This is a genomic window from Ferrovibrio sp. (assembly GCF_019636075.1).
In the GTDB taxonomy this organism is placed as follows: Bacteria; Pseudomonadota; Alphaproteobacteria; order Ferrovibrionales; family Ferrovibrionaceae; genus Ferrovibrio.
Genome location: NZ_JAHBYG010000008.1, coordinates 63,381 through 85,506 on the forward strand (window position 1 = coordinate 63,381; position 22,126 = coordinate 85,506).

General features: G+C 63.0%; 27 protein-coding genes and 1 tRNA gene. 25 read left to right on the forward strand and 3 right to left on the reverse strand.

Features of this window, described 5'->3' with window-relative positions; all coding sequences use genetic code 11:
• Nucleotides 1-27 precede the first annotated feature (27 nt).
• The 11 genes from nrdR to KF827_RS05740 all read left to right on the forward strand — a co-directional run bounded on the left by nrdR (nt 28) and on the right by KF827_RS05740 (nt 10,122).
• On the forward strand, nt 28-495 hold the full coding sequence (gene nrdR, locus KF827_RS05690) for a transcriptional regulator NrdR (protein WP_291001663.1): 468 nt from the start codon (nt 28-30) through the stop codon (nt 493-495).
• Nucleotides 488-1,603, forward strand: a complete 1,116-nt coding sequence (gene ribD, locus KF827_RS05695) for a bifunctional diaminohydroxyphosphoribosylaminopyrimidine deaminase/5-amino-6-(5-phosphoribosylamino)uracil reductase RibD (RefSeq protein WP_291001666.1) — start codon at nt 488-490, stop codon at nt 1,601-1,603. Before nrdR ends, ribD begins: the two co-directional genes overlap by 8 nt.
• Before the next feature lie 11 nt (nt 1,604-1,614).
• Nucleotides 1,615-2,208: a riboflavin synthase gene (locus KF827_RS05700; RefSeq protein WP_291001671.1), complete on the forward strand. Its 594-nt coding sequence runs from the start codon at nt 1,615-1,617 to the stop codon at nt 2,206-2,208.
• Nucleotides 2,205-3,356, forward strand: a complete 1,152-nt coding sequence (gene ribB / locus KF827_RS05705; protein ID WP_291001674.1) for a 3,4-dihydroxy-2-butanone-4-phosphate synthase — start codon at nt 2,205-2,207, stop codon at nt 3,354-3,356. Before KF827_RS05700 ends, ribB begins: the two co-directional genes overlap by 4 nt.
• A gap of 2 nt (nt 3,357-3,358) precedes the next feature.
• Nucleotides 3,359-3,940 (forward strand): 6,7-dimethyl-8-ribityllumazine synthase, encoded by a 582-nt coding sequence (locus tag KF827_RS05710; protein ID WP_367273121.1) that lies wholly within the window; start codon nt 3,359-3,361, stop codon nt 3,938-3,940.
• Nucleotides 3,937-4,437, forward strand: coding sequence for a transcription antitermination factor NusB (nusB, locus tag KF827_RS05715; RefSeq protein ID WP_291001677.1), 501 nt, complete (start codon nt 3,937-3,939; stop codon nt 4,435-4,437). The genes KF827_RS05710 and nusB overlap by 4 nt, the downstream gene beginning before the upstream one ends.
• A gap of 3 nt (nt 4,438-4,440) precedes the next feature.
• Complete coding sequence (thiL, locus tag KF827_RS05720; protein ID WP_291001680.1) at nt 4,441-5,427, forward strand: thiamine-phosphate kinase; 987 nt, start codon at nt 4,441-4,443, stop codon at nt 5,425-5,427.
• A 56-nt stretch (nt 5,428-5,483) separates the two neighbouring features.
• Nucleotides 5,484-5,951, forward strand: a complete 468-nt coding sequence (locus KF827_RS05725; RefSeq protein ID WP_291001689.1) for a hypothetical protein — start codon at nt 5,484-5,486, stop codon at nt 5,949-5,951.
• Between the two features lie 12 nt (nt 5,952-5,963).
• On the forward strand, nt 5,964-7,166 hold the full coding sequence (locus tag KF827_RS05730; RefSeq protein ID WP_291001692.1) for an MFS transporter: 1,203 nt from the start codon (nt 5,964-5,966) through the stop codon (nt 7,164-7,166).
• A 158-nt stretch (nt 7,167-7,324) separates the two neighbouring features.
• Nucleotides 7,325-9,409, forward strand: coding sequence for a sodium-translocating pyrophosphatase (locus KF827_RS05735; protein WP_291001695.1), 2,085 nt, complete (start codon nt 7,325-7,327; stop codon nt 9,407-9,409).
• A gap of 80 nt (nt 9,410-9,489) precedes the next feature.
• Nucleotides 9,490-10,122, forward strand: coding sequence for a glutathione S-transferase family protein (locus KF827_RS05740; protein WP_291001699.1), 633 nt, complete (start codon nt 9,490-9,492; stop codon nt 10,120-10,122).
• 4 nt (nt 10,123-10,126) lie between these two features.
• Here the strand turns inward: KF827_RS05740 and KF827_RS05745 are convergent, their stop codons facing one another.
• Together KF827_RS05745 and KF827_RS05750 are read right to left on the reverse strand one after the other, a co-directional pair.
• On the reverse strand, nt 10,127-10,999 hold the full coding sequence (locus tag KF827_RS05745; protein WP_291001702.1) for an adenosylcobinamide-GDP ribazoletransferase: 873 nt from the start codon (nt 10,997-10,999) through the stop codon (nt 10,127-10,129).
• Nucleotides 11,000-11,014: 15 nt separating this feature from the next.
• Entirely contained in the window at nt 11,015-11,509 is a 495-nt protein-coding gene (locus tag KF827_RS05750) for an outer membrane protein assembly factor BamE (RefSeq protein ID WP_291001706.1), read from the reverse strand.
• Nucleotides 11,510-11,659: 150 nt separating this feature from the next.
• Between KF827_RS05750 and KF827_RS05755 the strand changes: the two genes are divergently transcribed.
• From KF827_RS05755 to KF827_RS05810, 12 genes are all read left to right on the forward strand, one after another.
• A complete protein-coding gene (locus KF827_RS05755) occupies nt 11,660-12,154 on the forward strand; it encodes a ubiquinol-cytochrome C chaperone family protein (protein ID WP_291001709.1) in 495 nt (164 codons plus the stop codon).
• Nucleotides 12,155-12,231: 77 nt separating this feature from the next.
• Nucleotides 12,232-12,798, forward strand: a complete 567-nt coding sequence (locus tag KF827_RS05760; RefSeq protein WP_291001712.1) for a DUF177 domain-containing protein — start codon at nt 12,232-12,234, stop codon at nt 12,796-12,798.
• Nucleotides 12,799-12,987: 189 nt separating this feature from the next.
• Nucleotides 12,988-13,176: a 50S ribosomal protein L32 gene (gene rpmF, locus KF827_RS05765; protein WP_291001714.1), complete on the forward strand. Its 189-nt coding sequence runs from the start codon at nt 12,988-12,990 to the stop codon at nt 13,174-13,176.
• A gap of 32 nt (nt 13,177-13,208) precedes the next feature.
• Nucleotides 13,209-14,321 carry a phosphate acyltransferase PlsX gene (plsX, locus tag KF827_RS05770; RefSeq protein ID WP_291001717.1) on the forward strand — a complete coding sequence of 371 codons (1,113 nt, stop codon included), beginning with the start codon at nt 13,209-13,211 and terminating at the stop codon, nt 14,319-14,321.
• Between the two features lie 41 nt (nt 14,322-14,362).
• Nucleotides 14,363-15,334: a beta-ketoacyl-ACP synthase III gene (locus KF827_RS05775; RefSeq protein WP_291001720.1), complete on the forward strand. Its 972-nt coding sequence runs from the start codon at nt 14,363-14,365 to the stop codon at nt 15,332-15,334.
• Nucleotides 15,335-15,446: 112 nt separating this feature from the next.
• Nucleotides 15,447-15,770 carry an integration host factor subunit alpha gene (locus KF827_RS05780; RefSeq protein ID WP_291001723.1) on the forward strand — a complete coding sequence of 108 codons (324 nt, stop codon included), beginning with the start codon at nt 15,447-15,449 and terminating at the stop codon, nt 15,768-15,770.
• A 22-nt stretch (nt 15,771-15,792) separates the two neighbouring features.
• The gene (locus tag KF827_RS05785; RefSeq protein ID WP_291001726.1) at nt 15,793-16,338 is read left to right on the forward strand and encodes a MerR family transcriptional regulator; all 546 of its coding nucleotides are present in this window, start codon (nt 15,793-15,795) and stop codon (nt 16,336-16,338) included.
• Nucleotides 16,339-16,458: 120 nt separating this feature from the next.
• Nucleotides 16,459-16,535: transfer RNA gene (locus KF827_RS05790), tRNA-Pro, on the forward strand.
• Between the two features lie 90 nt (nt 16,536-16,625).
• A complete protein-coding gene (locus tag KF827_RS05795) occupies nt 16,626-17,495 on the forward strand; it encodes an amidohydrolase (RefSeq protein WP_291001729.1) in 870 nt (289 codons plus the stop codon).
• On the forward strand, nt 17,495-17,887 hold the full coding sequence (locus KF827_RS05800; protein WP_291001732.1) for a hypothetical protein: 393 nt from the start codon (nt 17,495-17,497) through the stop codon (nt 17,885-17,887). The genes KF827_RS05795 and KF827_RS05800 overlap by 1 nt, the downstream gene beginning before the upstream one ends.
• Nucleotides 17,884-19,038: a cytochrome c peroxidase gene (locus KF827_RS05805; protein ID WP_291001736.1), complete on the forward strand. Its 1,155-nt coding sequence runs from the start codon at nt 17,884-17,886 to the stop codon at nt 19,036-19,038. The genes KF827_RS05800 and KF827_RS05805 overlap by 4 nt, the downstream gene beginning before the upstream one ends.
• 83 nt (nt 19,039-19,121) lie before the next feature.
• Entirely contained in the window at nt 19,122-19,532 is a 411-nt protein-coding gene (locus KF827_RS05810; RefSeq protein ID WP_291001741.1) for a response regulator, read from the forward strand.
• Between the two features lie 22 nt (nt 19,533-19,554).
• Here the strand turns inward: KF827_RS05810 and KF827_RS05815 are convergent, their stop codons facing one another.
• A complete protein-coding gene (locus KF827_RS05815) occupies nt 19,555-19,920 on the reverse strand; it encodes a hypothetical protein (RefSeq protein WP_291001744.1) in 366 nt (121 codons plus the stop codon).
• Nucleotides 19,921-20,077: 157 nt separating this feature from the next.
• Between KF827_RS05815 and yajC the strand changes: the two genes are divergently transcribed.
• Both yajC and secD read left to right on the forward strand, forming a co-directional pair.
• Nucleotides 20,078-20,419 carry a preprotein translocase subunit YajC gene (gene yajC, locus KF827_RS05820; RefSeq protein WP_291001747.1) on the forward strand — a complete coding sequence of 114 codons (342 nt, stop codon included), beginning with the start codon at nt 20,078-20,080 and terminating at the stop codon, nt 20,417-20,419.
• Nucleotides 20,420-20,506: 87 nt separating this feature from the next.
• Nucleotides 20,507-22,126, forward strand: coding sequence for a protein translocase subunit SecD (secD, locus tag KF827_RS05825; RefSeq protein WP_291001750.1), 1,620 nt, complete (start codon nt 20,507-20,509; stop codon nt 22,124-22,126).

Sequence of the window (22,126 nt, forward strand, 5' to 3'; positions counted from 1 at the left end):
TAGGGGCGTGAAGGGGGAGGACCGGATATGCGTTGTCCGTTTTGCGGCAATGACGACACCCAGGTAAAGGATTCCCGGCCCACCGAGGATAACTCGGCGATCCGGCGCCGTCGTTTCTGCCCCAATTGCGGGGCGCGCTTCACCACCTTCGAACGCATTCAGTTGCGTGAATTGACGGTGCTGAAGAAAAACGGCCTGAAGGTGCCGTTCGACCGCGACAAGCTGGCCCGCTCGATCCAGATCGCTACCCGCAAGCGGCCGATCGACCCGGACCGCATCGAGCGTCTGATCAATGGCATCGTGCGCCGCCTGGAAAGCATGGGCGAGAACGAAATCAAGTCAGACACCATCGGCGAATTGGTGATGGATGGCCTGGCAGCGTTGGACAAGGTGGCCTATGTGCGGTTCGCCTCGGTCTATCGCAATTTCCGCGAGGCGAAGGATTTTGAGGAATTCATCGGTTCGCTGAGCGGCAGCGGCGCCGACGATGACTAAAGCACAGCGCGCCGCCGACGAACGCTGGATGCGTCTGGCGTTGGGTCTGGCAGCGCGCGGCCTGGGCAACACCTGGCCCAATCCTTCGGTCGGCTGCGTGCTGGTGAAGGATGGCGCCGTGGTGGGGCGGGGCTGGACCCAGCCCGGCGGCAGGCCCCATGCCGAAACCCATGCCCTGGCGCAAGCCGGCGAGGCCGCGCGTGGCGCCACAGCCTATGTAACATTGGAACCTTGCAGCCATCATGGCCGCACGCCGCCCTGCGCCGATGCGCTGATCCAGGCCGGGATTGCCCGCTGCGTGGCGGCGCTGGAAGATCCCGATCCCAGGGTGAATGGCCAGGGTTTTACGATGCTGCGCGAAGCCGGCATCCAGGTGGATGTGGGGTGCCTGGGCGACGAGGCGGCAGAATTGCAACTCGGCTTTCTGCTGCACCGCAGCCAGGGCCGCCCGATGGTAAGCCTGAAACTGGCCACCAGCCTGGATGGCCGCATCGCCACCCATAGCCGCGACAGCAAATGGATCACCAATCCGTTGTCGCGCCAACGCGCCCATCTGCTGCGCGCCCGGCATGACGCCATCATGGTGGGCAGCAACACCGCCTTGCAGGACGATCCGGACCTGACCTGCCGTCTGCCCGGTCTGCCGCTGCGCCCCGCCATCCGGGTGATCATGGATGGCCGGCTGCGGCTTTCCCTCACCTCGAAACTGGTTGCCTCCGCCCGCCAGCACCCGACATGGATCGTCACCCGCGAGGATGCCGATCCGGTGCGTTCGGAAGCCTTTGCCGGTTGCGGGGTGGAATTGTTGCCGATTGTGGCCGGGGCGGATGGATTTCCCGATATCCGCCGGGCATTGGAAGCCCTGGCCGGGCGTGGGATCACCCGTTTGCTGGTGGAAGGCGGCGGCCAGTTGGCAGCCAGCCTGGTGCGGGCCGATCTGGTGGACCGCCTGCACTGGTTCAGGGCCCCGATTGCCATCGGCGGCGACGGTTTGCCCGGAATCGCCGGTTTCGGGGTGGATACCGTTGCGGAAGCGCTGCGCTGGCGGCGGGTCGGCAGCGATAATTTGGACGGCGACCTGCTGGAAACCTTTGCCCGCCCGCTTTAGTAATAGGCCCCATGTTTACAGGCATCGTTACCGATATCGGCACAATCCAGGCGCGGGAGCAGCGCGGGGATACCCGTTTCCGCATCCAGACCAGCTATGACACGGCCTCGATCGATATCGGGGCCTCGATCTGCTGTTCGGGCATCTGCCTCACCGTGATCGCTACCGGGGCCGACTGGTTCGACGTGGAAGCCTCCGCCGAAACCCTGGCCTGCACCAATGCCGGCGAATGGCAGCCGGGGCGGCGCATCAACCTGGAGCGCAGCCTCAAGGTGGGCGACGAATTGGGCGGCCATATCGTGTCGGGCCATGTGGATGGCCTGGCCGAGGTGGTGACGGCCGTGCCGGAGGGAGATTCCCTGCGGCTGGACTTCCGTGTTCCGAATGCCCTGGCCGGTTTCGTGGCCGCCAAGGGCTCGGTGGCCCTGGATGGCGTATCGCTGACGGTGAACGCGGTGCAGGGCAATGTGTTTGGCATCAACCTGATCCCGCATACCCAGCAGGTAACCACGCTGGGCAAGCTGGCGATGGGCGATAAGGTGAATTTCGAAGTGGACACGTTGGCGCGCTATGTCGCCCGCCTGCGCGATTGGGTGAATACGTGAGTGACGCTGATATTTTCGATTTGAAACGCTACATCGCCGGCGCCGAAGAGATCATCGACGAAGCCCGCAAGGGCCGTATGGTGATCCTGGTGGATGAGGAGGATCGCGAGAATGAAGGCGATCTCTATATCCCGGCGCAGAAATGCGATGCCGACGCGATCAACTTCATGGCCCGCTTCGGCCGTGGCCTGATCTGCCTGTCGCTGACCCGCGAACGCTGCGAGAAGCTGCAATTGCCGCTGATGGCGCAGAACAATTCCTCGCGCCACGGCACGGCTTTCACGATTTCCATCGAGGCGCGGGAAGGCGTGACCACCGGCATCTCGGCGGCTGATCGTGCGCGTACCGTTGCGGTGGCCATCGATCCCAGCTGTGGCGCCCAGGATATCGCCACGCCCGGCCATATCTTTCCGCTGATGGCCCGCGATGGCGGCACCCTGGTGCGTGCCGGCCATACCGAAGCCGCGGTGGATATCGCCCGGCTTGCCGGCTACGACCCGTCTGGCGTGATCTGCGAGATCATGAACGACGACGGCACAATGGCCCGGCTGCCCGATCTGGTGCGCTTTGCGCAATTCCATGGCCTGAAGATCGGCACCATCGCCGACCTGATCGCCTATCGCCGCCGCCACGACAACCTGGTGGGCCGCGTTGTGGAAGGCGAAATCCAGAGCATCTGGGGCGGCGAATTCCGCATGATCGTGTATCGCAACAGCGTGGAATATGCCGAGCATATCGCGCTGGTGAAGGGCGATGTTTCGCAGGTGGCCGCGCCGGGCAGCCCGCCGGTGATGGTGCGCATGCATGCGGTGAATGTGATCGAGGATCTGCTGGGCGACCATGGCGGCCGTTCCGGCGTGCTGCATGGCGCGATGCAGATGATAAGCCAGGCCGGCCGTGGCGTGGTGGTGCTGATCCGCGAACCGCGCCCCACCGCGTTGTCTGACCTGATGCGGCGCAAGCTGGGACAGCCGGTTGAAAACCCGGCCGATCTTCGGGATTATGGCATCGGCGCACAGATCCTGCTGGATCTCGGGGTGCGCGAGATGATCGTGCTGTCCAACACCGAACGCAATATCGTCGGCCTCGAAGGCTATGGTCTTTCGGTTATAGAGACCCGGCCTATTCAGGCCCAGAAGGAGGTTTGAGCATGGTTGCGCGCGCGCCCAAAAAGCTCGGCAAGAAGAACGCGGCTAAGAAGAACCCGGCCAAGAAGGCTGGAAAACCCGCAGCCCGGCTCAAGAAATTCTCCACCGCGAAAAGCCAGCTGGCCGGCCCGCTGAGCCTGGATATCCGCAAACCCCGCGTGCTGATCGTCGAAGCCCGGTATTACGAAGACATTGCCGATGCGCTGTTCGAGGGCGCCAAGGCAGCTATCGAGGCATCGGATTTCGAATACGACCGGATCGATGTGCCTGGTGCGCTGGAAATTCCCGCCGCCATCCGTTTCGCCATGAACCGCACCGGTTCCAAGGCTTATGACGGCTATGTGGCGCTGGGCTGCGTGATCCGTGGCGAAACCACCCATTACGACATCGTCACCAACGAAAGCGCCCGTGGCCTGCAGCAGCTTGCGCTGGATTTCCAGTTGGCCATCGGCAACGGCATTCTTACCGTTGAGAATGAGGACCAGGCCTGGGATCGTGCGCGTACCGATCGCCAGAACAAGGGCGGCGATGCGGCTCTGGCCTGCGTGGCGATGATCGGCCTCAAGCAGTTATTCGCGCTATGAGCGCTGGTGCCGCCGGCAGCAGCAAGGCGCCGAATCAAGGCAAGCATAAACCGGCCGGTCGCCGTTCGGTGGCACGGTTGTTTGCCGTGCAGGCGCTGTATGAAATCGAATTCTCCGGCGCGGCAGCAGAAGGCGTGATTCACGATTTCCGCAGCCACCGCCTGGAAGCCGAGCAGGAAGGCGAGAAACTGCGCGAGGCCGATGCCGATTGGTTTGCCGATATCGTGCGCGGCACCGCCAAGAAGCAATCCGATATCGACGAGAATATCCGCGCCGTGCTGCCGCGCGTGGAATCCTTCGATCGCCTGGAAGCCATTCTGCGCTGCTGCCTGCGCGCCGCCGGCTATGAATTGCTGATGCGCATAGATGTGCCGGCGCTGACCGTGATCGACGAATATATGGGCGTGGTGCGGGCTTTCTTCTCGGCCGGCGAAATCAAACTGGCCAACGGCGCATTGGATGCCCTGGCACGCCGGCTGCGGCCGAACGAGTTCTAGGCCATGCCAGGGCCGGAACGCCTTGGCGAATTTGCGCTGATCGCCAGGCATCTGGCTCCGCTCAGTCTGGGCCTGCCGGGTGCCTTCAATCTCACCGACGATGCGGCGCTGATTTCTCCGCCCCCCGGTTTCGACCTGGTGCTGACCACCGATGCGATGATCGAGGGCGTGCATTTCCTGGCCAGCGATGGCCCGGGCAATATCGCGCGCAAGGCATTGCGGGTGAACTTATCCGATCTCGCGGCCAAGGGTGCGAAACCCTATTGCTACCAGATGGTACTCGGTTTGCCGCAGGCCCCCGACGAGGCCTGGATGGCGGCTTTCGCGGCCGGGCTTGCCGCCGACCAGGCCGAATACGGCATCAGCCTGAGCGGCGGCGATACGGTGCGCCAGCCCGAGCGTATCCTGGTTTCCATCACTGCCATCGGGTTGGTGCCGAAAGGCTGCATGCTGCGCCGAAATGGCGCACAGGCCGGCGATGCCCTTTATGTTTCCGGCAGCATCGGCGATGCCGCGCTGGCTTTGCGTGCGCGGTTGCATGGTCAGGCATTCCCTGCCGCCGCCTTGGCTTATTTCGGCACACGGCTTGATTTGCCGTCGCCGCGCGTGAATCTTGGCCAGAGATTGCAGGGCAGGGTGCATGCCGCCCTCGATGTGTCCGATGGCCTGGTGCAGGATGCCGGCCATCTGGCGCATGGCGCGGGTTTGGCGGTACGGATCGACGCGGCGCGGGTGCCGCTATCGGCGCCGGCAGCCGAATGCGTGGCGCGGCAACCGGATTTGCTTGCCGGCATGCTGACCGGCGGCGATGATTACGAAATCCTGTTCGCCGCGCCGCCTGAACTGGATGCCGCCTTGCCAGATCTGGCCAACAGCAGCGGCGTGGCCATCACGCGGATCGGCACATTTCTGCCTGGTAGCGGGGTGCAGGTTATGGCGGCCGATGGCAACAGACTGGATGTGCCGGCGGGCGGCTTTCAACATTTCTGAACTGGGATTAAAATACCCCGTGCTTCCTGATTTAGAGTCGTTGAAAGAGGCTGGCTTTGGGCCGCAAGCTGATACTGATCATCATCGCTATTCTGGTGTTGCTGGCCTTGGCCGGCGGCGGTGTGGTGGCGTATCTGATCGTATTTGCCAAACAGCCCGAGACCGAGCATGCCGACGAGCCGCCGCCGCCGGCGCCGGTAAAACGTCCGGCCTTTATTCCGATGGATCCGTTCAGCGTCTGGGTTCAGCCCGAGGGGCAGAAGCAGCCGCGCGAAGTGATTCTGATCCTGCATCTGGAAGCACCGCCGGACAATGTGCCCGCGATCAATGCCAAGATGCATATCCTGCGCGACCGCTATATCCGCGAATTGCTGAAGAGCGAGCCATTGAAAGTGCCGGCGCGTTTCGAAGCCAAGGATCTGGCCGATATCAAGCAACGTCTGCGCGGCCCCACCGACGAGGTGATGGGCAAGGATGTGGTAACCCAGGTTCTGCTGCTGAATATCGTGGCGCCGCTTAAATAGGATTTGCAAACGATGTCTGCGGTGATGACTGAGGCCGGCGCCAAGCGCAATGTGTTCATTCTGGCTGTGTGCATGGCCTTGGGCAATTCGGCCACCACCTTGCAGGTTACGCTAGGCGGCCTAGCCGGATTCCTGCTGGTGGATGACAAGGCCTATGCCACATTGCCGGTTACCTTCGTGGTGGGCGGCACGGCACTGGCCACTATTCCGGCTTCGATGTTCATGCGCCGCTATGGCCGCAAGCTCGGCTTCATGATTGGCTGCTTGATCGGTACGTCGGGCTCCTTCATCGCCGCCACGGCGATTTATCTGCAGACTTTCTGGCTATTCTGCCTGGGCGCGATGATTTTCGGCGCTTCCACCGCCTTCGTACAACTCTATCGTTTCGCCGCTGCCGATATCGCGCCTCCGGCTTTCAAAAGCCGAGCGATTTCCTGGGTGATGGTGGGCGGCCTGGTGGCAGCCTTCATGGGGCCTGAAATCGCCAAGCATACCCGCGAGATTCTGTCGCCCTATCTGTTTCTCGGCTCTTACATCGCAGCCGGCATCCTGCCTTTGCTGGTGCTCTGCGTGCTGACCTTGGTGACCATTCCCAATCCGACCATGGCCGAATTGAAGGAAACCGGCCGGCCGCTATCGGAGATCGTGCGCCAGCCAACATTCGCGGTGGCCGCGCTGGCCGGCATGTTCGGCTATGGCGTGATGAACCTGATGATGACGGCAACGCCGCTGGCGATGCAGCTTTGCCAGCATCCGTTCGACGATGCCGCCACGGCGATTCAATGGCATGTCTTCGGCATGTTCTTCCCTAGTTTTTTCACCGGCCACCTGATTGCCCGTTTCGGCGTGCTGCGGGTGATCGTGGCCGGCGCCATACTCAATGTGATCTGCATGGCGGTGGCGCTGGCTGGCGTGGAGGTGATGCATTTCGTGGTATCGCTGCTGCTGCTCGGGGTGGGCTGGAACTTCATGTATATCGGCGGCACCACATTGCTGACCGAGACCTACCACCCGGCGGAGCGGGCCAAGACCCAGGCGCTGAACGATTTCCTGGTCTTCGGCACCGTAGCCCTGGCCTCGCTCGGTTCCGGCAAGCTGCTGTATCACTGGGGCTGGGAATGGATCAGCTATTCCGGTCTGCCCTTCGTGATCATGGCCGGGCTGGCGGCGATCTGGCTGTTGATGCAGCGCAACCGGCGCCCCGGCCTGGTTTAATCGGCTGGCTAAAAACCCCATAAAACCCGCCATCCGGACAGGGTAGGGGGCATTGCGCGGTATACGGCTATCTGGCATTGTCGCCACGGAATGCGGCCCGATGCAGAGTCGGACCGCCAAGTGCCAAACGTATAAATTGAGGAAACAAGGGGAACACCATGACCGAGTTGTGGTTTGCCATTGCTTGCGGCGTCATCGCCCTGGCCTATGGCTTCGTCACGTCGAAATCCGTGCTGTCGGCTTCGCCCGGCAATGCGCGCATGCAGGAAATCGCTGCCGCGATCCAGGAAGGCGCCTCCGCTTACCTGAACCGCCAATACCGCACCATCGCCCTGGTGGGCGTGGTGGTTTGCGCGATCCTGCTCTTCACCCTCGGCCTCAAGGTCGCCATCGGCTTCGTGATCGGCGCGGTGCTGTCGGGCGTGGCCGGCTATGTCGGCATGAACGTTTCCGTGCGTGCCAATGTGCGCACGGCCGAGGCTTCGCGTCAGGGCCTGGCGCAGGGCTTGGACCTGGCCTTCAAGTCGGGCGCCGTCACCGGCATGCTGGTGGTTGGCCTGGCCCTGCTGGGCGTGGCCATCTACTACATGGTGCTGCTGCAGACCGGCGCCGGCTCGCGCGAGATCATCGATGCGCTGGTGGCTCTCGGCTTCGGTTCCTCGCTGATTTCGATCTTCGCCCGTCTGGGCGGCGGTATCTTCACCAAGGGCGCCGATGTGGGCGCCGACCTGGTGGGTAAGGTGGAAGCCGGTATCCCGGAAGATGACCCGCGCAACCCGGCCGTGATCGCCGACAACGTGGGCGACAATGTGGGCGATTGCGCCGGCATGGCCGCCGACCTGTTCGAGACCTATGCGGTGACCATCGTCGCCACCATGGTGCTGTGCTCGATCTACTTCGTGGCCGATCCGGCCACGGCGGCGAAGTTCATGCTGTATCCGCTGGTGATCTCGGGCGCCTGCATCATCACCTCGGTGATCGGCACCTACTTCGTCAAGCTGGGCGCCTCGCAGAACATCATGGGTGCGCTCTACAAAGGCCTGATCGTTACCGGTATCCTTTCGGCCATCGCGCTCTATCCGATCACCGGCTGGGTGCTCGGCGGCATGGATGCCAGCTTCACCGTGTCGGGCAAGACCTTCACGGCGATGAGCCTGTTCTGGTGCGGCATCATCGGTCTGGTCGTCACCGCGCTGATCGTCTGGGCGACGGAGTATTACACCTCCACCGAATATCGCCCGGTGCGCAGCGTGGCGCAGTCGTCCACCACCGGCCATGGCACCAACGTGATCCAGGGCCTCGCGGTGTCGATGGAAGCCACCGCTCTGCCGGCTTTGTTCATCGTCGGCGGCATCATCGCCACCAATCTGCTGGCCGGTCTGCTGGGCATCGCAATCGCGGTGACCACCATGCTGGCTCTGGCAGGCATGGTGGTGGCACTGGATGCCTATGGCCCGGTTACCGACAATGCCGGCGGCATCGCCGAAATGTCGGACCTGCCGAAGGACGTGCGCAAGACCACCGACGCGCTGGATGCCGTGGGCAACACCACCAAGGCCGTGACCAAGGGCTATGCCATCGGTTCGGCCGGCTTCGGCTCGCTGGTGCTGTTCGCCGCCTACACGGAAGATCTGAAGCACTTCTTCAAGGGCGTGACGATCGACTTCTCGCTCAGCAACCCCTACGTCGTGGTGGGCCTGCTGATCGGCGGTCTGCTGCCGTATCTCTTCGGTGCCATGGGCATGACCGCCGTGGGCCGCGCCGCCGGTTCGGTGGTGGTTGAGGTGCGCCGGCAGTTCAAGGAGATCAAGGGCATCATGGAAGGTACGGCGAAGCCGGATTATTCCAAGGCCGTCGATCTGCTGACCGCTGCCGCGATCAAGGAAATGATCATCCCCAGCCTGCTGCCCGTGCTCAGCCCGATCGTGCTGTATTTCGTGATCAGCTGGATCGCCGGCCAGGCCGCTGCTTTTGCGGCAGTGGGTGCGATGCTGCTGGGCGTGATCGTCACCGGCGTCTTCGTGGCGATTTCCATGACCGCCGGCGGCGGCGCTTGGGACAACGCCAAGAAGTACATCGAAGAAGGCAATCATGGCGGCAAGGGCTCGGACGCCCATAAGGCTGCCGTGACCGGCGATACCGTCGGCGATCCCTACAAGGACACGGCCGGCCCGGCGGTGAACCCGCTGATCAAGATCACCAACATCGTGGCCTTGCTGCTGCTGGCGATGCTGGCGCACTAAGCTTCGCTGCAAATGCAACGGAAAAGGCCGGGTGCAAACCCGGCCTTTTTCTTTTGCGGCTTTCATGGCAGGCTGCCGCCATGACCATGATCCTGATCGGACAATACGACTCCCCCTTCGTGCGCCGGGTGGGCATTGCGCTCACGTTGTATGGCCTGCCATTCAAGCAGCAGCCATGGTCGGTATTCGGCGACCCCGACAAGATCCGGCCGTATAATCCACTGGTGCGCGTACCCACGCTGGTGCTGGCGGATGGCTCATCGCTGATCGAGAGCCACAGCATTCTGGATTATCTCGATAACCTGGCGCCGGCCGGAGAGCGGCTTTTTCCGGCTGCCGAACCGGCGCGGCATCTGGCGCTGAAGATTGCCGCGCTGGCCACCGGCATGGCGGAGAAGACCGTCAGCCTGTTCTACGAAAAGCGCCTGCACGATGCCGTGTCGGATATCTGGGTGCAGCGCTGCCGCCAGCAGATCGGCGGCGTGCTGGATGTGCTGGAGGCCGAGCGCGCAGCGAAGCCGACGCCGCATTGGTTCGGCGAGCGGATCGGCCATGCCGATATCGCGGTGACCGTGGCTTTGCGGTTTCTCAACGATGCCCATCCCGGGCTGTTCGACCTGAAGGAATATCCGGCCCTGCATGCGCATTGGCAGCGGCATGAGGCGCTGCCGGCGTTTCAAGCCATTCAGCAGGCTTTCAAGCCGTCGGCCTGATCGGTCAGACCGGTACGGCCATCACGCTCAGGCAGAGCAGCACGAAGATTTCCGCGCTTTGCTGCACGCCGCCCAATGGCTGAGCGGCCTGGCCGCCGAATTGCTGCCGCAGCAGGCCGATGGCGGCAAGCGTGAGCAGGGTGAGGCCGATGGCCATCACCACGAATAGCCGCCAGCTCAGCAGCAGGGCGGCCAAAGCCACCACGATGCCGGTTCCGATCAGCGCGGCGCGCAGGGTGACATGGCCGTCCAATTCGGCATCTTCTTCGCGCGCCGAGGGCAGCGCATTCCATACCCAGGCCATCACCACCCGCGAGGCGGCGCCAGACAGAATGAAGGCGATGGTGACAGCCACGCCATAGCTGGCCGTGGCCTCGAAATCATCGCCCACCGCGATCAGCTCGCTGGCCAGTTCGGCCAAAGCGCCATGGCGCAAGCTCAACACCGCGATCAAGGCCAGCAGGCCGGCGGCGGCCAGGCGGTTTTCGCTGAGTTGCGCTACCCGCTTCTGCACGGTATCGCCCAGCATTACGGCATCGGCGGTGGCTGCCAGGCCGCGTTCATGCAATGCGCCGGTGAGTACGATCTGGGCGCCGATGGCCAGAATCAGGCTCACGGTAACCCCCAGACCAAGCCAGGTTGCGGCAATGAAGACCAGGCCCGATACCAGGCCGATCACGGCGCCAACCGGGGCAAAGGCCCAGGCGGCTTCGGCCACGCCATCCTTGCCGGGATGTTCGGCCGGCAGCGGCAGGCGGGTGAGGATGGTCAGCGCCAGCAGAAATTCATGCCAGCGCGCGCGCAGACCATGCCGCGCGCTTGGGGATGCGGATTCGGGCGGCGTTTCGGATGGCGGTGGGGGCGTGTCGGGCGCCATGATGCGGCGGCTCGGTTACTTGGTGCTTGCGCCGGAATTATTGAATCGGCCGAAATTGCCCAGCAACTGCTCAAGCACGGTGATTTCCCGGCCTTTGGTGGGGGTCTCGCGGCTCACGAAGTCGACCTGGCGGCCATCCTTCATGCCATAGCGCTTCACTTCCTTCACCTTGCCTTCCTTATCGAAAGCAATCGACAGCACCTGCTGGTCGATGGTCTCGGGCGCCAGGAAGGCCACAGCCTCGGTTTCCGCCGAGATGTAATACCAAGTGGTGCCCCATTGATCGAAGGTGGAGGTGGTGGAGGGCGAGCCGAGCAGGGTGGCAATCTGATTCTGGTTGCTCACGCCGGCCTGAATGCTTTTCAGTGCGTCTTCATCGATCTTGGCGCCCCGGAAATCGACACGCGGCGCGCAGGCCGCCACACCAGCCGCCAGGGCCAGCACGCAGACCAGACTTTTCCAACGCGCCCGATTTTTCCAGCGCAGGTTATGGAAACGCGGCAACAGCATCGTCCGAGACTCGCTCTTAAGGGTGTGGGATATTATCCTGTTCATGCCCGGAAGGCAAACACACACCGCTATTTGGGCGTATGGAGATAGTTAAATCAAATGCTTAAGAATGTTTTCTCACTTTTTGGTCGAGGTGACGAGTCCGCTCCCGTGCGCGCATTGCATGCCGCCATCGTGGCGCAGGCGCGGCAACCGGCTTTTTATGCCGGCCATGGCGTGCCCGACAGCCTGGATGGCCGGTTCGACATGGTGGTGCTGCATGCCTATCTGGCGTTTCGCCGGCTGCGGGCGCTGGGAGACTCCGGCGAAGCCGTATCGCAGCAGCTTTTCGATCTGATTTTCGATGACATGGACGCCAACCTGCGCGAAATCGGGGTGGGTGATCTCAGTGTCGGCAAGAAGGTGAAAAAGATGGCCCAGGCGTTTTTCGGCCGGGCCAGCGCCTATGATGCCGGGCTGGAGGCGGGAGCCGGGCCAGAGGTTCTGGAACAGGCCCTGCGCCGGAACGTCTATGGAACCGTGGCCGACCCGGCCCAGGCGGACCTGGCCTGGCTGGCGGGCTACACCCGATCCGCCCTGGCCGATCTGGACGGTCAGCCGGCCGAGGCATTGCTGAACGGGCGGATCGGCTTCCCCCGGATTTAGCCTGTATAAAAAGCGTTGACCAAGCGCCCCGGCGCTCTTATGGTCCGCCGCCTTGACCGGCTCGGAGTCGTAGGATCGTGCCCAAGGCGCCTGTGCAGAGTGAATTTTCCCATGTCGTGGAGGTCGTGCAGATCGGCCCGGCAGGGGTGAATGCACGCTTGAAGGCAAGCCCGGCAGAATGCGCGGCTCTGGCTCAGCGGTTGCGGATTCCGGCGGTATTCAGCCTGGAAGCCGAGGTTCGGCTGGAGCCTGCGCCCGAAAACGGGCAGTTCCGCCTGATCGGCACTCTGGTTGCCGATGTGGAGCAGACCTGCGTGGTTTCGCTGGAGCCGGTTAAGGAGCATGTGGAGACGCGTTTCGAGCGGATTTATGCGCCGCCCGAGACGATCGAACCATTGCAGGCGAGCGTGGACGATGAGGAGCCGGACTGGCTGGACCCGGATGCGGTAGACCCGCCCGATCCGATCGAGGATGGCCGGATCGACATGGGCGAGGCGGTGGCCGAGGAATTGGCCTTGTCGCTGGATCCCTATCCCCGCAAGCCGGATGCGGATTTTCCGGCCGGCTACCGGCCAGAGCCGGAAGACGAGGCCGTGGTGAGCCCTTTCGCCGCCCTCGCCAAGCTGAAAAAGGGCCCGGGCTGAAAACAGCCAGGCCGAAAAAAGGCTGTTGAATTGTTACCGGCAAGCCCTTGGTCCCCGGGGCGCCCGAGAGTATAAGGACGGGGATTTTTACAGGTCGGTTGTGCTGCAGGCCCGCCAGGGTCACAGCCGGCAGGCCGCCGCTTCCATGGCAATCGCTGCCATGGTGAAGCGTAACGAGAGAGACGTGTCATGGCTGTTCCGAAGAAAAAGAAGTCCAAGTCGCGGCGCGACATGGGTCGTTCGCACCACGCGCTCAAGAGCGCTGCGCATCATGAATGCCCGAATTGCGGCGAACTGAAGCGCCCGCACCATGTTTGCGGCGCTTGCGGCCATTACGATGGCCGTGAAGTGGTTGCCAGCACGGAAGCTGCAGCCTGAACGCCAAAGTAAACGGGTAAGGATTTCGGCGCGTGCCCGCAACCTTGACCCTTGCGCTCGATGCCATGGGGGGCGACCACGCCCCCGAAATGGTGATCAAGGGCGCAGCGGGCATTCTGCCGAGATTTCCGCAAGTGCGTTTTATCCTGTTCGGCGATGCCGGGCAGATAGAGCCCCTGCTGAAGCGCTATCCGGCGCTGCAGGAGCGTAGCGAAATCCGCCATACCAGCGAGAAAGTGGCCAGCGACGATAAGCCGAGCCATGCTCTGCGTCGTGGCCGCAACTCATCGATGCGCCTTGCGATCGATGCGGTTGGGCGTGGCGAGGCCCAGGCCGTGGTATCTGCCGGCAATACCGGCGCGCTGATGGCTTTGGCGAAATTCGTTTTGCGTACCCTGCCGGGTATCGACCGTCCGGCGCTGGCATCCTTCCTGCCGACCATGCGCGGCGAGTTGGTGATGCTGGATCTGGGCGCCAATGTGGAATGCGATTCCCGCAACCTGGTGCAGTTCGCCGTGATGGGCGCCAACCTTGCGCATTCCGCGCTGGGCCGGCATCGTCCGCGCGTCGGCCTGCTCAATGTGGGTGCCGAGGAGTTGAAGGGCAATGACGAAGTGCGCGGCGCTGCCGAGTTGCTGCGCGCGGTGCAGGATGCGCCGTTCGATTTTCGCGGTTTCATCGAAGGCGACGATATCGCCAAGGGCGATGTGGATGTTGTGGTGACAGACGGTTTCACCGGCAACGTGGCGCTGAAGACCGCCGAAGGCACCGCCAAGCTGATGGGCAGTCTGCTGAGATCCGCCTTCCAGCGTTCGATCTTCACCAAGATCGGCTATCTGTTTGCCTCGGCCGGCCTGGCCATGCTGCGTGCCCGCATGGACCCTCGCTTTTACAATGGCGCCGTGATGCTGGGCCTGAACGGTATCGTGGTGAAAAGCCATGGCGGCACCGACGACGTTGGCTTCGGCGCGGCACTGGAAGTCGCCATCGACATGGCGCAGGATCGGCTGATTGATCGAATCCGGGCAGATTTCGCCGGCGCCTTTGCCGAGGCATTGGCCGTGAAGCCGCCAGAACAAATTACCACTGGGCAAATCGCTGAGACAGTTACTACCGCGTCAGTTGCCGCCGCTCCCGTTGAGTGAGCAGGTGGGTCGATGAAGAGAGAACGGGTAGGGGAGGCAGTATGATCCGGTCCGTCGTTGCCGGGGTGGGCGCGTATCTTCCTGCCCGCATCCTCACCAATGCCGAATTGTCCACCATGGTGGATACCACCGACGAATGGATCGTCGAGCGCAGCGGCATTCGTCAGCGCCATATCGCCGCCGAAGGCGAAAAGACTTCCGATCTTGCCTTGGAAGCGGCCAAGCGGGCGATTGCCCATGCCGGTATCCAGGCCACCGATATCGACCTGATCGTGCTGGCAACCGCCACGCCGGACGAAACCTTTCCCGCCACCGCCTGCCGCGTGCAGGCAGCGTTGGGCATCCATCATGGCGCGGCCTTCGACGTGCAGGCGGTCTGCTCGGGTTTTGTCTATGCCATGGCGGTGGCGGATAATTTCATCAAGGCCGGGCAGAGCAAGATGGCGCTGGTGATCGGCGCCGAAACCTTCTCGCGCATCCTGGATTGGAACGACCGCACCACCTGTGTGCTGTTCGGCGATGGCGCCGGCGCGCTGTTGCTGCGGGCCGATGCGGGCCAGGGCGATATCAAGGATCGCGGCGTGCTGAGCACGCATCTGCATTCCGATGGCCGGCACCATGATTACCTGTATGTGGATGGCGGCCCGTCCAGCACCCAAACCACCGGCCATCTGCGTATGCTGGGCAAGGAAGTGTTCCGCCATGCCGTGGTGAACCTGGCCGATGTGGTGAAGGAAACCCTGGCGGCCACCGGGCTTTCGGCCAGCGATATCGACTGGCTGGTGCCGCACCAGGCCAACAAGCGGATCATCGATGGCACCGCCAAGAAGCTGGGCATGGGCACCGACAAGGTGGTGCTGACGGTGGAGCGCCATGGCAATACTTCCGCGGCCTCGGTGCCGCTGGCACTGGCCGAAGCGGTGAACGATGGCCGTATCAAACCGGGCGATCTGGTGCTGCTGGAAGCCATGGGCGGCGGCTTCACCTGGGGCAGCGCCCTGGTGCGTTGGTAGGCTTTATACGGAAAGCCTCGATTCCTCCCGATTCTCCAATACCTCGTATTGACGCGCCCCACCGCATAAGTTAGCGTCTTGCCAAGACAAATTCTAATCGAGGGGGCGGCGCATGACAGGGAACACTCTGACGCGCGCGCAATTGGCTGAAGCGATTTACCAGGAGGTCGGGCTCTCCCGCAGCGAGTCGGCTGCGTTGGTGGAGACTGTGCTGAATGAGATCATTGAAAGCCTGATCGCAGACAACATGGTGAAAATCTCGTCCTTCGGCACCTTCCAGGTGCGCTCGAAGGGCGGGCGTATGGGCCGCAATCCCAAAACCGGCCAGGAAGTGCCGATCGACCCGCGCAAAGTGCTGGTTTTCCGCGCCAGCCATGTGCTGAAGGAAAAGATCAACGCCGGCATGCATACCCGCAAGAAGCCTGCTTCCGAGTAATTCCCTGTGATTTTCAAGCGCTGTGGCTAAGCTTCCCAAAACCGAGACCGCCGCCGACAAGCCGGAAAAAAAGGCGCAGGGCGCTTTCCGCACCATAGGCGAAGTGGCCGAGGAACTGGGCGTGGCCCAGCATGCCTTGCGGTTCTGGGAAAAGAAATTCCATCACATACGCCCCGTGAAGCGCGCCAGCGGCCGCCGCTATTATCGCGTGGAAGATGTTGAGCTGCTGCGCGAAATCCGCAGCCTGCTGCATGATCAGGGCTATACGATCCGCGGCGTGCAAAAGCTGTTGCGCGAAGGCGGCCTGGCCAAGGCGGTGAAGGCCAAGGTGCAGGGCAAGGCGGTCGAGGTCGAGGCCGCCCCGGAAGCGCCTGCCAAGCCGGAGAAGGCCGGGAAGCCAGCAAAGAAGCCGCAGCCGGTGGACCTGCGCCCGGTTACCGATCCGCGTCAGGTGATGATGCCTTTCGATATCCTGCTGGACATGAACGGCCTGAAGCAGACCCTGCGCAGCACGCTGGGTGCGCTGGAAAGCCTGCACGCCGAGTTGAGCGCCCGCCAGCGGCGCTAAAGCTTTCCGAAACAAGCGGTTCAAAGCCCCCGGCGCGGTTGCGCGGGGGGAGGGCCGTGGCTATAGTGCGCCCCGTTTCGCCGCCCCGCCTGCTTTCCCGGCCGGGCAGCTAAACACGGTCGGAGCGTAGCTCAGTCTGGTAGAGCACTACGCTGGGGGTGTAGGGGTCGCTGGTTCGAATCCAGTCGCTCCGACCATTATTTTCTCCCTTATATCTCAAGCATTTTATTGGGCCGCCGGGGCTGGGCGGTATAGTCTCGCCGCATTCTGTCGGCGGGAGATAATGCATGCGCCTCGGATTCATTGGCTTGGCCTTGACTGGCCTGACCTTGACTGGCCTGGGCTTGACTAGCCTGGTCTTAGCGGGGCCGGCCCGCGCCGCCGACATGCCGATTTTCGATGCCCATCTGCATTACAGCCATGATGCCTGGAATGTGGTGCCGCCGGCCGAGGCGGTGAAGATTCTGCGCCAGGCCGGCTTGCGCAAGGCGATGGTATCCAGCTCGGATGACGAAGGCACCCAGAAGCTGCATGCCCTGGCGCCCGATCTGGTGCTGCCGGTGCTGCGGCCCTATCGCAAGCGCAGCGATATCAGCACCTGGATGCGCGACGACAGCGTGATCGATTATCTGCAACAGCGCCTGGCGCGGTATCGTTATGTCGGGATCGGCGAATTCCATATCTATGGCGCCGATGCCGATCTGCCGGTGGTCCGCCGCATGGTGCAACTGGCCAAGCAATACAAACTGTATCTGCATCTGCATGGCGATGCCGAGGCCGTGCAGCGGGTTCTCGTGCAGGATCAGCAAGCGCGCATCCTGTGGGCGCATTCGGGGTTCGACCAGCCCGACAAGGTGAGCGCAATGCTCGACAAGCATCCAGCCCTTTGGGCCGACCTGGCCTTCCGCAACGATCAGGCCAGCGTTGATGCTGCTGGCAAGGGCAAGGTGGCACCGGCTTGGCGCGATGTGTTCATGCGTCATGCCGATCGCTTCCTGGTGGGCACGGATACCTTCGCGCCCGAGCGCTGGTATTACGTGATCGAGCACGCGAAATATTCCCGTGCCTGGCTGGCCGATCTGCCCAGCGATGTGGCCGACAAGATCGGCTGGCAGAATGGCGAGCGGCTGTTTGCCAAGATGCTGGAGGCCGATTGATGCGATGGCCGGTTCTGCCGGCAGCCTTGCTTCTGCTGCTGATGTTTGCCGTGCCGGCCTGGGCCTGCCTGCCGGGTTTCGAGGCCGCCACCACGCTGACCGGCAATGGCCAGAGCCTCAGTTTTCGCAGCGACCCAGCGCCGATGCCGCTGGGTAAGCCATTCGCGCTGGAGATTGCGGTTTGTCCGCCGCCGCGCGGCCTTGCCGTGGATGCCCATATGCCGGCCCATCGCCATGGCATGAATTACCGCCCCAGCATTCGCGATCTGGGGGGCGGCCGCTATCGCGCCGAAGGCCTGATGCTGCACATGCCCGGCGCCTGGGAATTCGTGTTCGACATCGAAGGCGGCGCGGGCCGCGCAAGGCTGACCTCGGCCTATACGGTGCGATGAAGCGCCTGCTGTTGCTGCTGCTATGCCTGCTGGTCCAGCCAGCCTGGGCAATCGATTTCAGCGCCGATGAACGCGCGCTGATCGAGAGTTTCGGGCCCTGGCCGCCGCCCATGCAGCCCGATCCCAGCAATCGCGTATCGGGCAGGGCAGAGGCCATCGCTTTCGGACGGGCGTTGTTCTTCGAGCAACGGCTGGGCGGCGATGGCAAACAAAGCTGCGCCGATTGCCACCTGCCGGCCAAGGCCTGGAGCGATGGCAAGCCGGGCACCGGCGGACTGCTGCGCAACACGCCCAGTCTGCTGGATATACGCTGGAACCGCTGGTTTGGCTGGGATGGCGCGCAGGATACGCTCTGGGCGCAAAGCCTGCGGCCGTTGCTCGATCCGGTCGAGATGAATTCCAGCCTGGCTGCCATAGCTGGTCTGTTGCGCAAGGATGCCACGCTGGCCTGCGGCTATCGCCAGGCTTTCGGTACCGCGCCGGAAGCGGATGACGAACGGGTTGCGGTGAATGCCGCCAAGGCACTGGCGGCATTTCAGGAAACCCTGATCTCGGCGCCAACGCCATTCGATGGTTTTCGCACGGCAATGGCCGCCAACCAGCCGGTACCGGCTGAATTTTCCGCCGAAGCGCAACGCGGGCTGAAACTGTTCGTCGGCGAGGGGCAATGCGCGGTCTGTCATTTCGGACCCGGTTTCACCAACCGCGAATTCCATGATATCGGCATACCCTATGCGGTGCGGCCAGGCTTGGTGGATCCCGGGCGGCATCTTGGTATCCGCCGCCTGCGCGACAGCCACTACACATTGCTCGGCCCATTCAGCGACGATCCGGCACGCAGCACCGGCACGGAAACCCGCCATGTGGACCTGCTGCATCGCAATTGGGGCGAGTTCCGTGTGCCCAGCCTGCGCAATCTGGCTCATACAGCGCCGTACATGCATAACGGCAGCCTGGCCACGTTGCGCGATGCCGTGCGGCATTATTCCGAACTGAACGAGGAGCGCCTGCATGCCGATGGTGAAAAGCTGCTGCGGCCGCTGAACCTGTCGGACACGCAGATCGACGCGCTGGTGGCTTTTCTGCTCAGCCTCAGTGCTGCTCTGCCGGATTTTCCCGAGGCCGAGCCGGTCTGCCGAGTTAAGCCCTGAAATAGCTAAAGTTGGGCGGGCTGCGCGTTCCGTGAGATAGAGGGGTATTGCCATTCCCGGGGCGGTCGTAGTATGCGAAGCCTATGCCGCCCGCCTTGCCAACCGAACTGACGACCTGCCGCATCCTGATGGTGGAAGACGAACCCGTCGCCCGGCGGGTGAATGTCGACACCCTGGAAGAGCTTGGCTTTTCCAATATCCGCCAGGCGATGGATGGGGCGGAGGCGCTGGATATCCTGGATGCCACCCGGGTACCGATCGACTTGGTGATCTGCGACCTGGTGATGCCGAACATGGATGGCTTCGCTTTCGTGGAAAAGGTACGTAAATCCAGACGCTTCTACCGCGATGTGCCGATCATCATGGTTACCGGGTCGGCGGATGCCACGGCTGTACTGCGGCTGAAAAGCCTTGGGGTGAACGGCTATCTGGTGAAACCGATCTCGGCCGATGCCATCCTGGAGCGGATCAAATACGTGATGCGGTTCCGCTGATCGAGGCTTTTAACTGCCAGCCCTAGCTGATCGGCCGGCAATCCCGATAGGGCCCGCCGGCCACCCCCACCGCGCTGGCAATCCCATTCTCGATGCGTAAAACTACAATGCCGTCGCTGTAGATTTGGCCGCTTTCGGCCGGGCGGCTGGCCAGGCTGTAGCGCCGGCTGCCGGTATCCAGCTGGGCCAGGCTGGCATCCCGGTTGAGGGCCAGCGAAAACCCGCCGCCGCTGGCACAGGCATAGCGGATCGTGGCAGTGCCATCTTCGGGCTGGCTGGCGCAGGCGGCCAGAAGCAGCATCGGCACGGCCAGGATTGGGCGGTGGAACGGCAGGTATGACATGGCGGCCAGATTAGCCCCGAAAACCCCCAGCCAAAAGCCCTGCATGAAGCACCGGCTGAAGCCCGCGCCAAACCGCACAGAAGATTGATCGCCAAGGTTTTTTTGCCATGGCGCGGATAAGCGCCAAATCCTTGCAATCGGGGCCGGCGCCGCTATAGTCCGCCTCTCGTTTTCGCCCTCAAGTTTCCATGCGGAGAAGACCATGCTGATTTCTGATGCCTATGCCCAAGCGGCCGGCGGTGGCACCACCGATATTCTCACCTCGATGCTGCCCTTGGTGCTCATCTTCGTGGTGTTTTATTTCCTGCTGATCCGCCCCCAGCAGAAGAAGATGAAAGAGCATAAGGCGCTGATCGAAGCGGTGCGCCGCGGCGATACCGTCACCACCTCAGGCGGCATCATCGGCAAGGTGGCCAAGGTGAATGAAGACGGCACCGCGATGATCGAGATCGCCGAGGGCGTTCGCATCAAGGTGGTAAAGAGCACCATTGCCGAAGTGCGCGCCAAGGGCGGCGACGAAGACGATAAGCCGGAAGCCAAGTAAGCCCGGCCCGGCAGCCCGGCCAGAACGAACTGGCTGGGCTTTCGGCGGGTATTCGGCTGCGGCACCAATCACGGGAAACCTGACGGCATGCTTTATTTCGCGCGATGGAAGGTCTGGTCGATCATCCTGATCTGCCTTGCAGGCGTTATGTTCAGCCTGCCTAACCTGTTCACCCGCGAACAGCTGAACCGTCTGCCGTCCTGGCTGCCGACCCATCAGGTCAATCTCGGCCTGGATCTGCGCGGCGGTGCGCATCTGCTGTTGGAGGTGGATACCGCCTCGGTGGTGCGCGAGCGGCTGGAAAGTCTGGTGGATGGCGCGCGCGCCGAATTGCGCAGCGCCAATCTGCGCTATACCGGCATCTCGATCACCGGCAGCAATGCGGTATCCGTGCGGCTGCGCGAACCGGCCGATGGCCCGCGTGTGCGCGAAGCCTTGCAGAAGCTGGCCCAGCCGATGCAATCCTCGATGCTTGGCATCGGCGGCGGCCAGCCGGATGTGATCATCGAACAGGGCGAGGGCGTGGTGCGCCTGGTGCTGTCGGAACAGGCCGTGCTGGAACGCACGCGTTCCGCCGTGGCGCAATCGATGGAAATCGTGCGCCGCCGTATCGACCAGACCGGCGTGAATGAACCCACCATCCAGATTCAGGGCCGCGACCGCATCCTGGTGCAGCTGCCCGGCGTGGATGAGCCCGAACGCATCAAGCGCCTGCTGGGCACCACCGCCAAGCTGACCTTCCATCTGCTGGATAACACCGCCGATCCCAACAGCGTGACCGCGCCGATCGGCTCGATGATCCTGGATTCAGACAAGGATGTTGATCCCTCGACCGGCCGGCCGATGCGCTTCGTGGTGAAGCGCAAGGTTGAAGTGTCGGGCGACATGCTGTCGGATGCCCAGGCCGGCACCGATGCCCGCAGCGGCCAGCCGGTGGTGAATTTCCGTTTCAACACGGCGGGTGCCAAGCGGTTCGCCGAAATCACCCAGGCCAATGTGGGCCTGCCTTTCGCCGTGGTGCTGGATAACAAGGTGCTCACCGCGCCGCGCATCAATGAACCAATCCTTGGCGGCTCGGGCCAGATCAGCGGCAACTTCACCTTCGCCTCGGCCAATGAACTGGCCGTGCTGTTGCGCGCCGGTGCGCTGCCGGCGCCGTTGAAGGTGGTGGAAGAGCGCACGGTCGGTCCCGATCTGGGCGCCGACTCTATCCGCGCCGGCCTGCTGTCCATCCTGATCGCTGCCATATTGGTGCTGCTCTATATGGTTCTGGCCTACGGCCTGTTCGGCCTGTTCGCCAATATCGCGCTGATCGCCAACCTGCTGCTGACCCTGGCTGCGATGTCGCTGCTGCAGGCTACGCTTACCCTGCCGGGCATTGCCGGCCTGCTGCTCACATTGGGTATGTCGGTGGATGCCAACGTGCTGATCAACGAGCGTATCCGCGAAGAGACCAAGCTGGGCAAATCGCCGATGGCCGCGATGGAGACGGGCTTCAAGCGCGCTTTCAGCACCATCGTAGACGCCAACGTCACCACCTTGCTGAAGATGCTGATCCTCTATGCGCTGGGCTCCGGCTCGGTGAAGGGCTTCGCCGTCACCATCTCGCTGGGCATCATTACATCCATGTTCACCGCCACCGTGGTGGTGCGTCTGATGATGGTTTCGTGGCTGCGCAGCCGCAAAGTCACGGCATTGCCGGTTTGA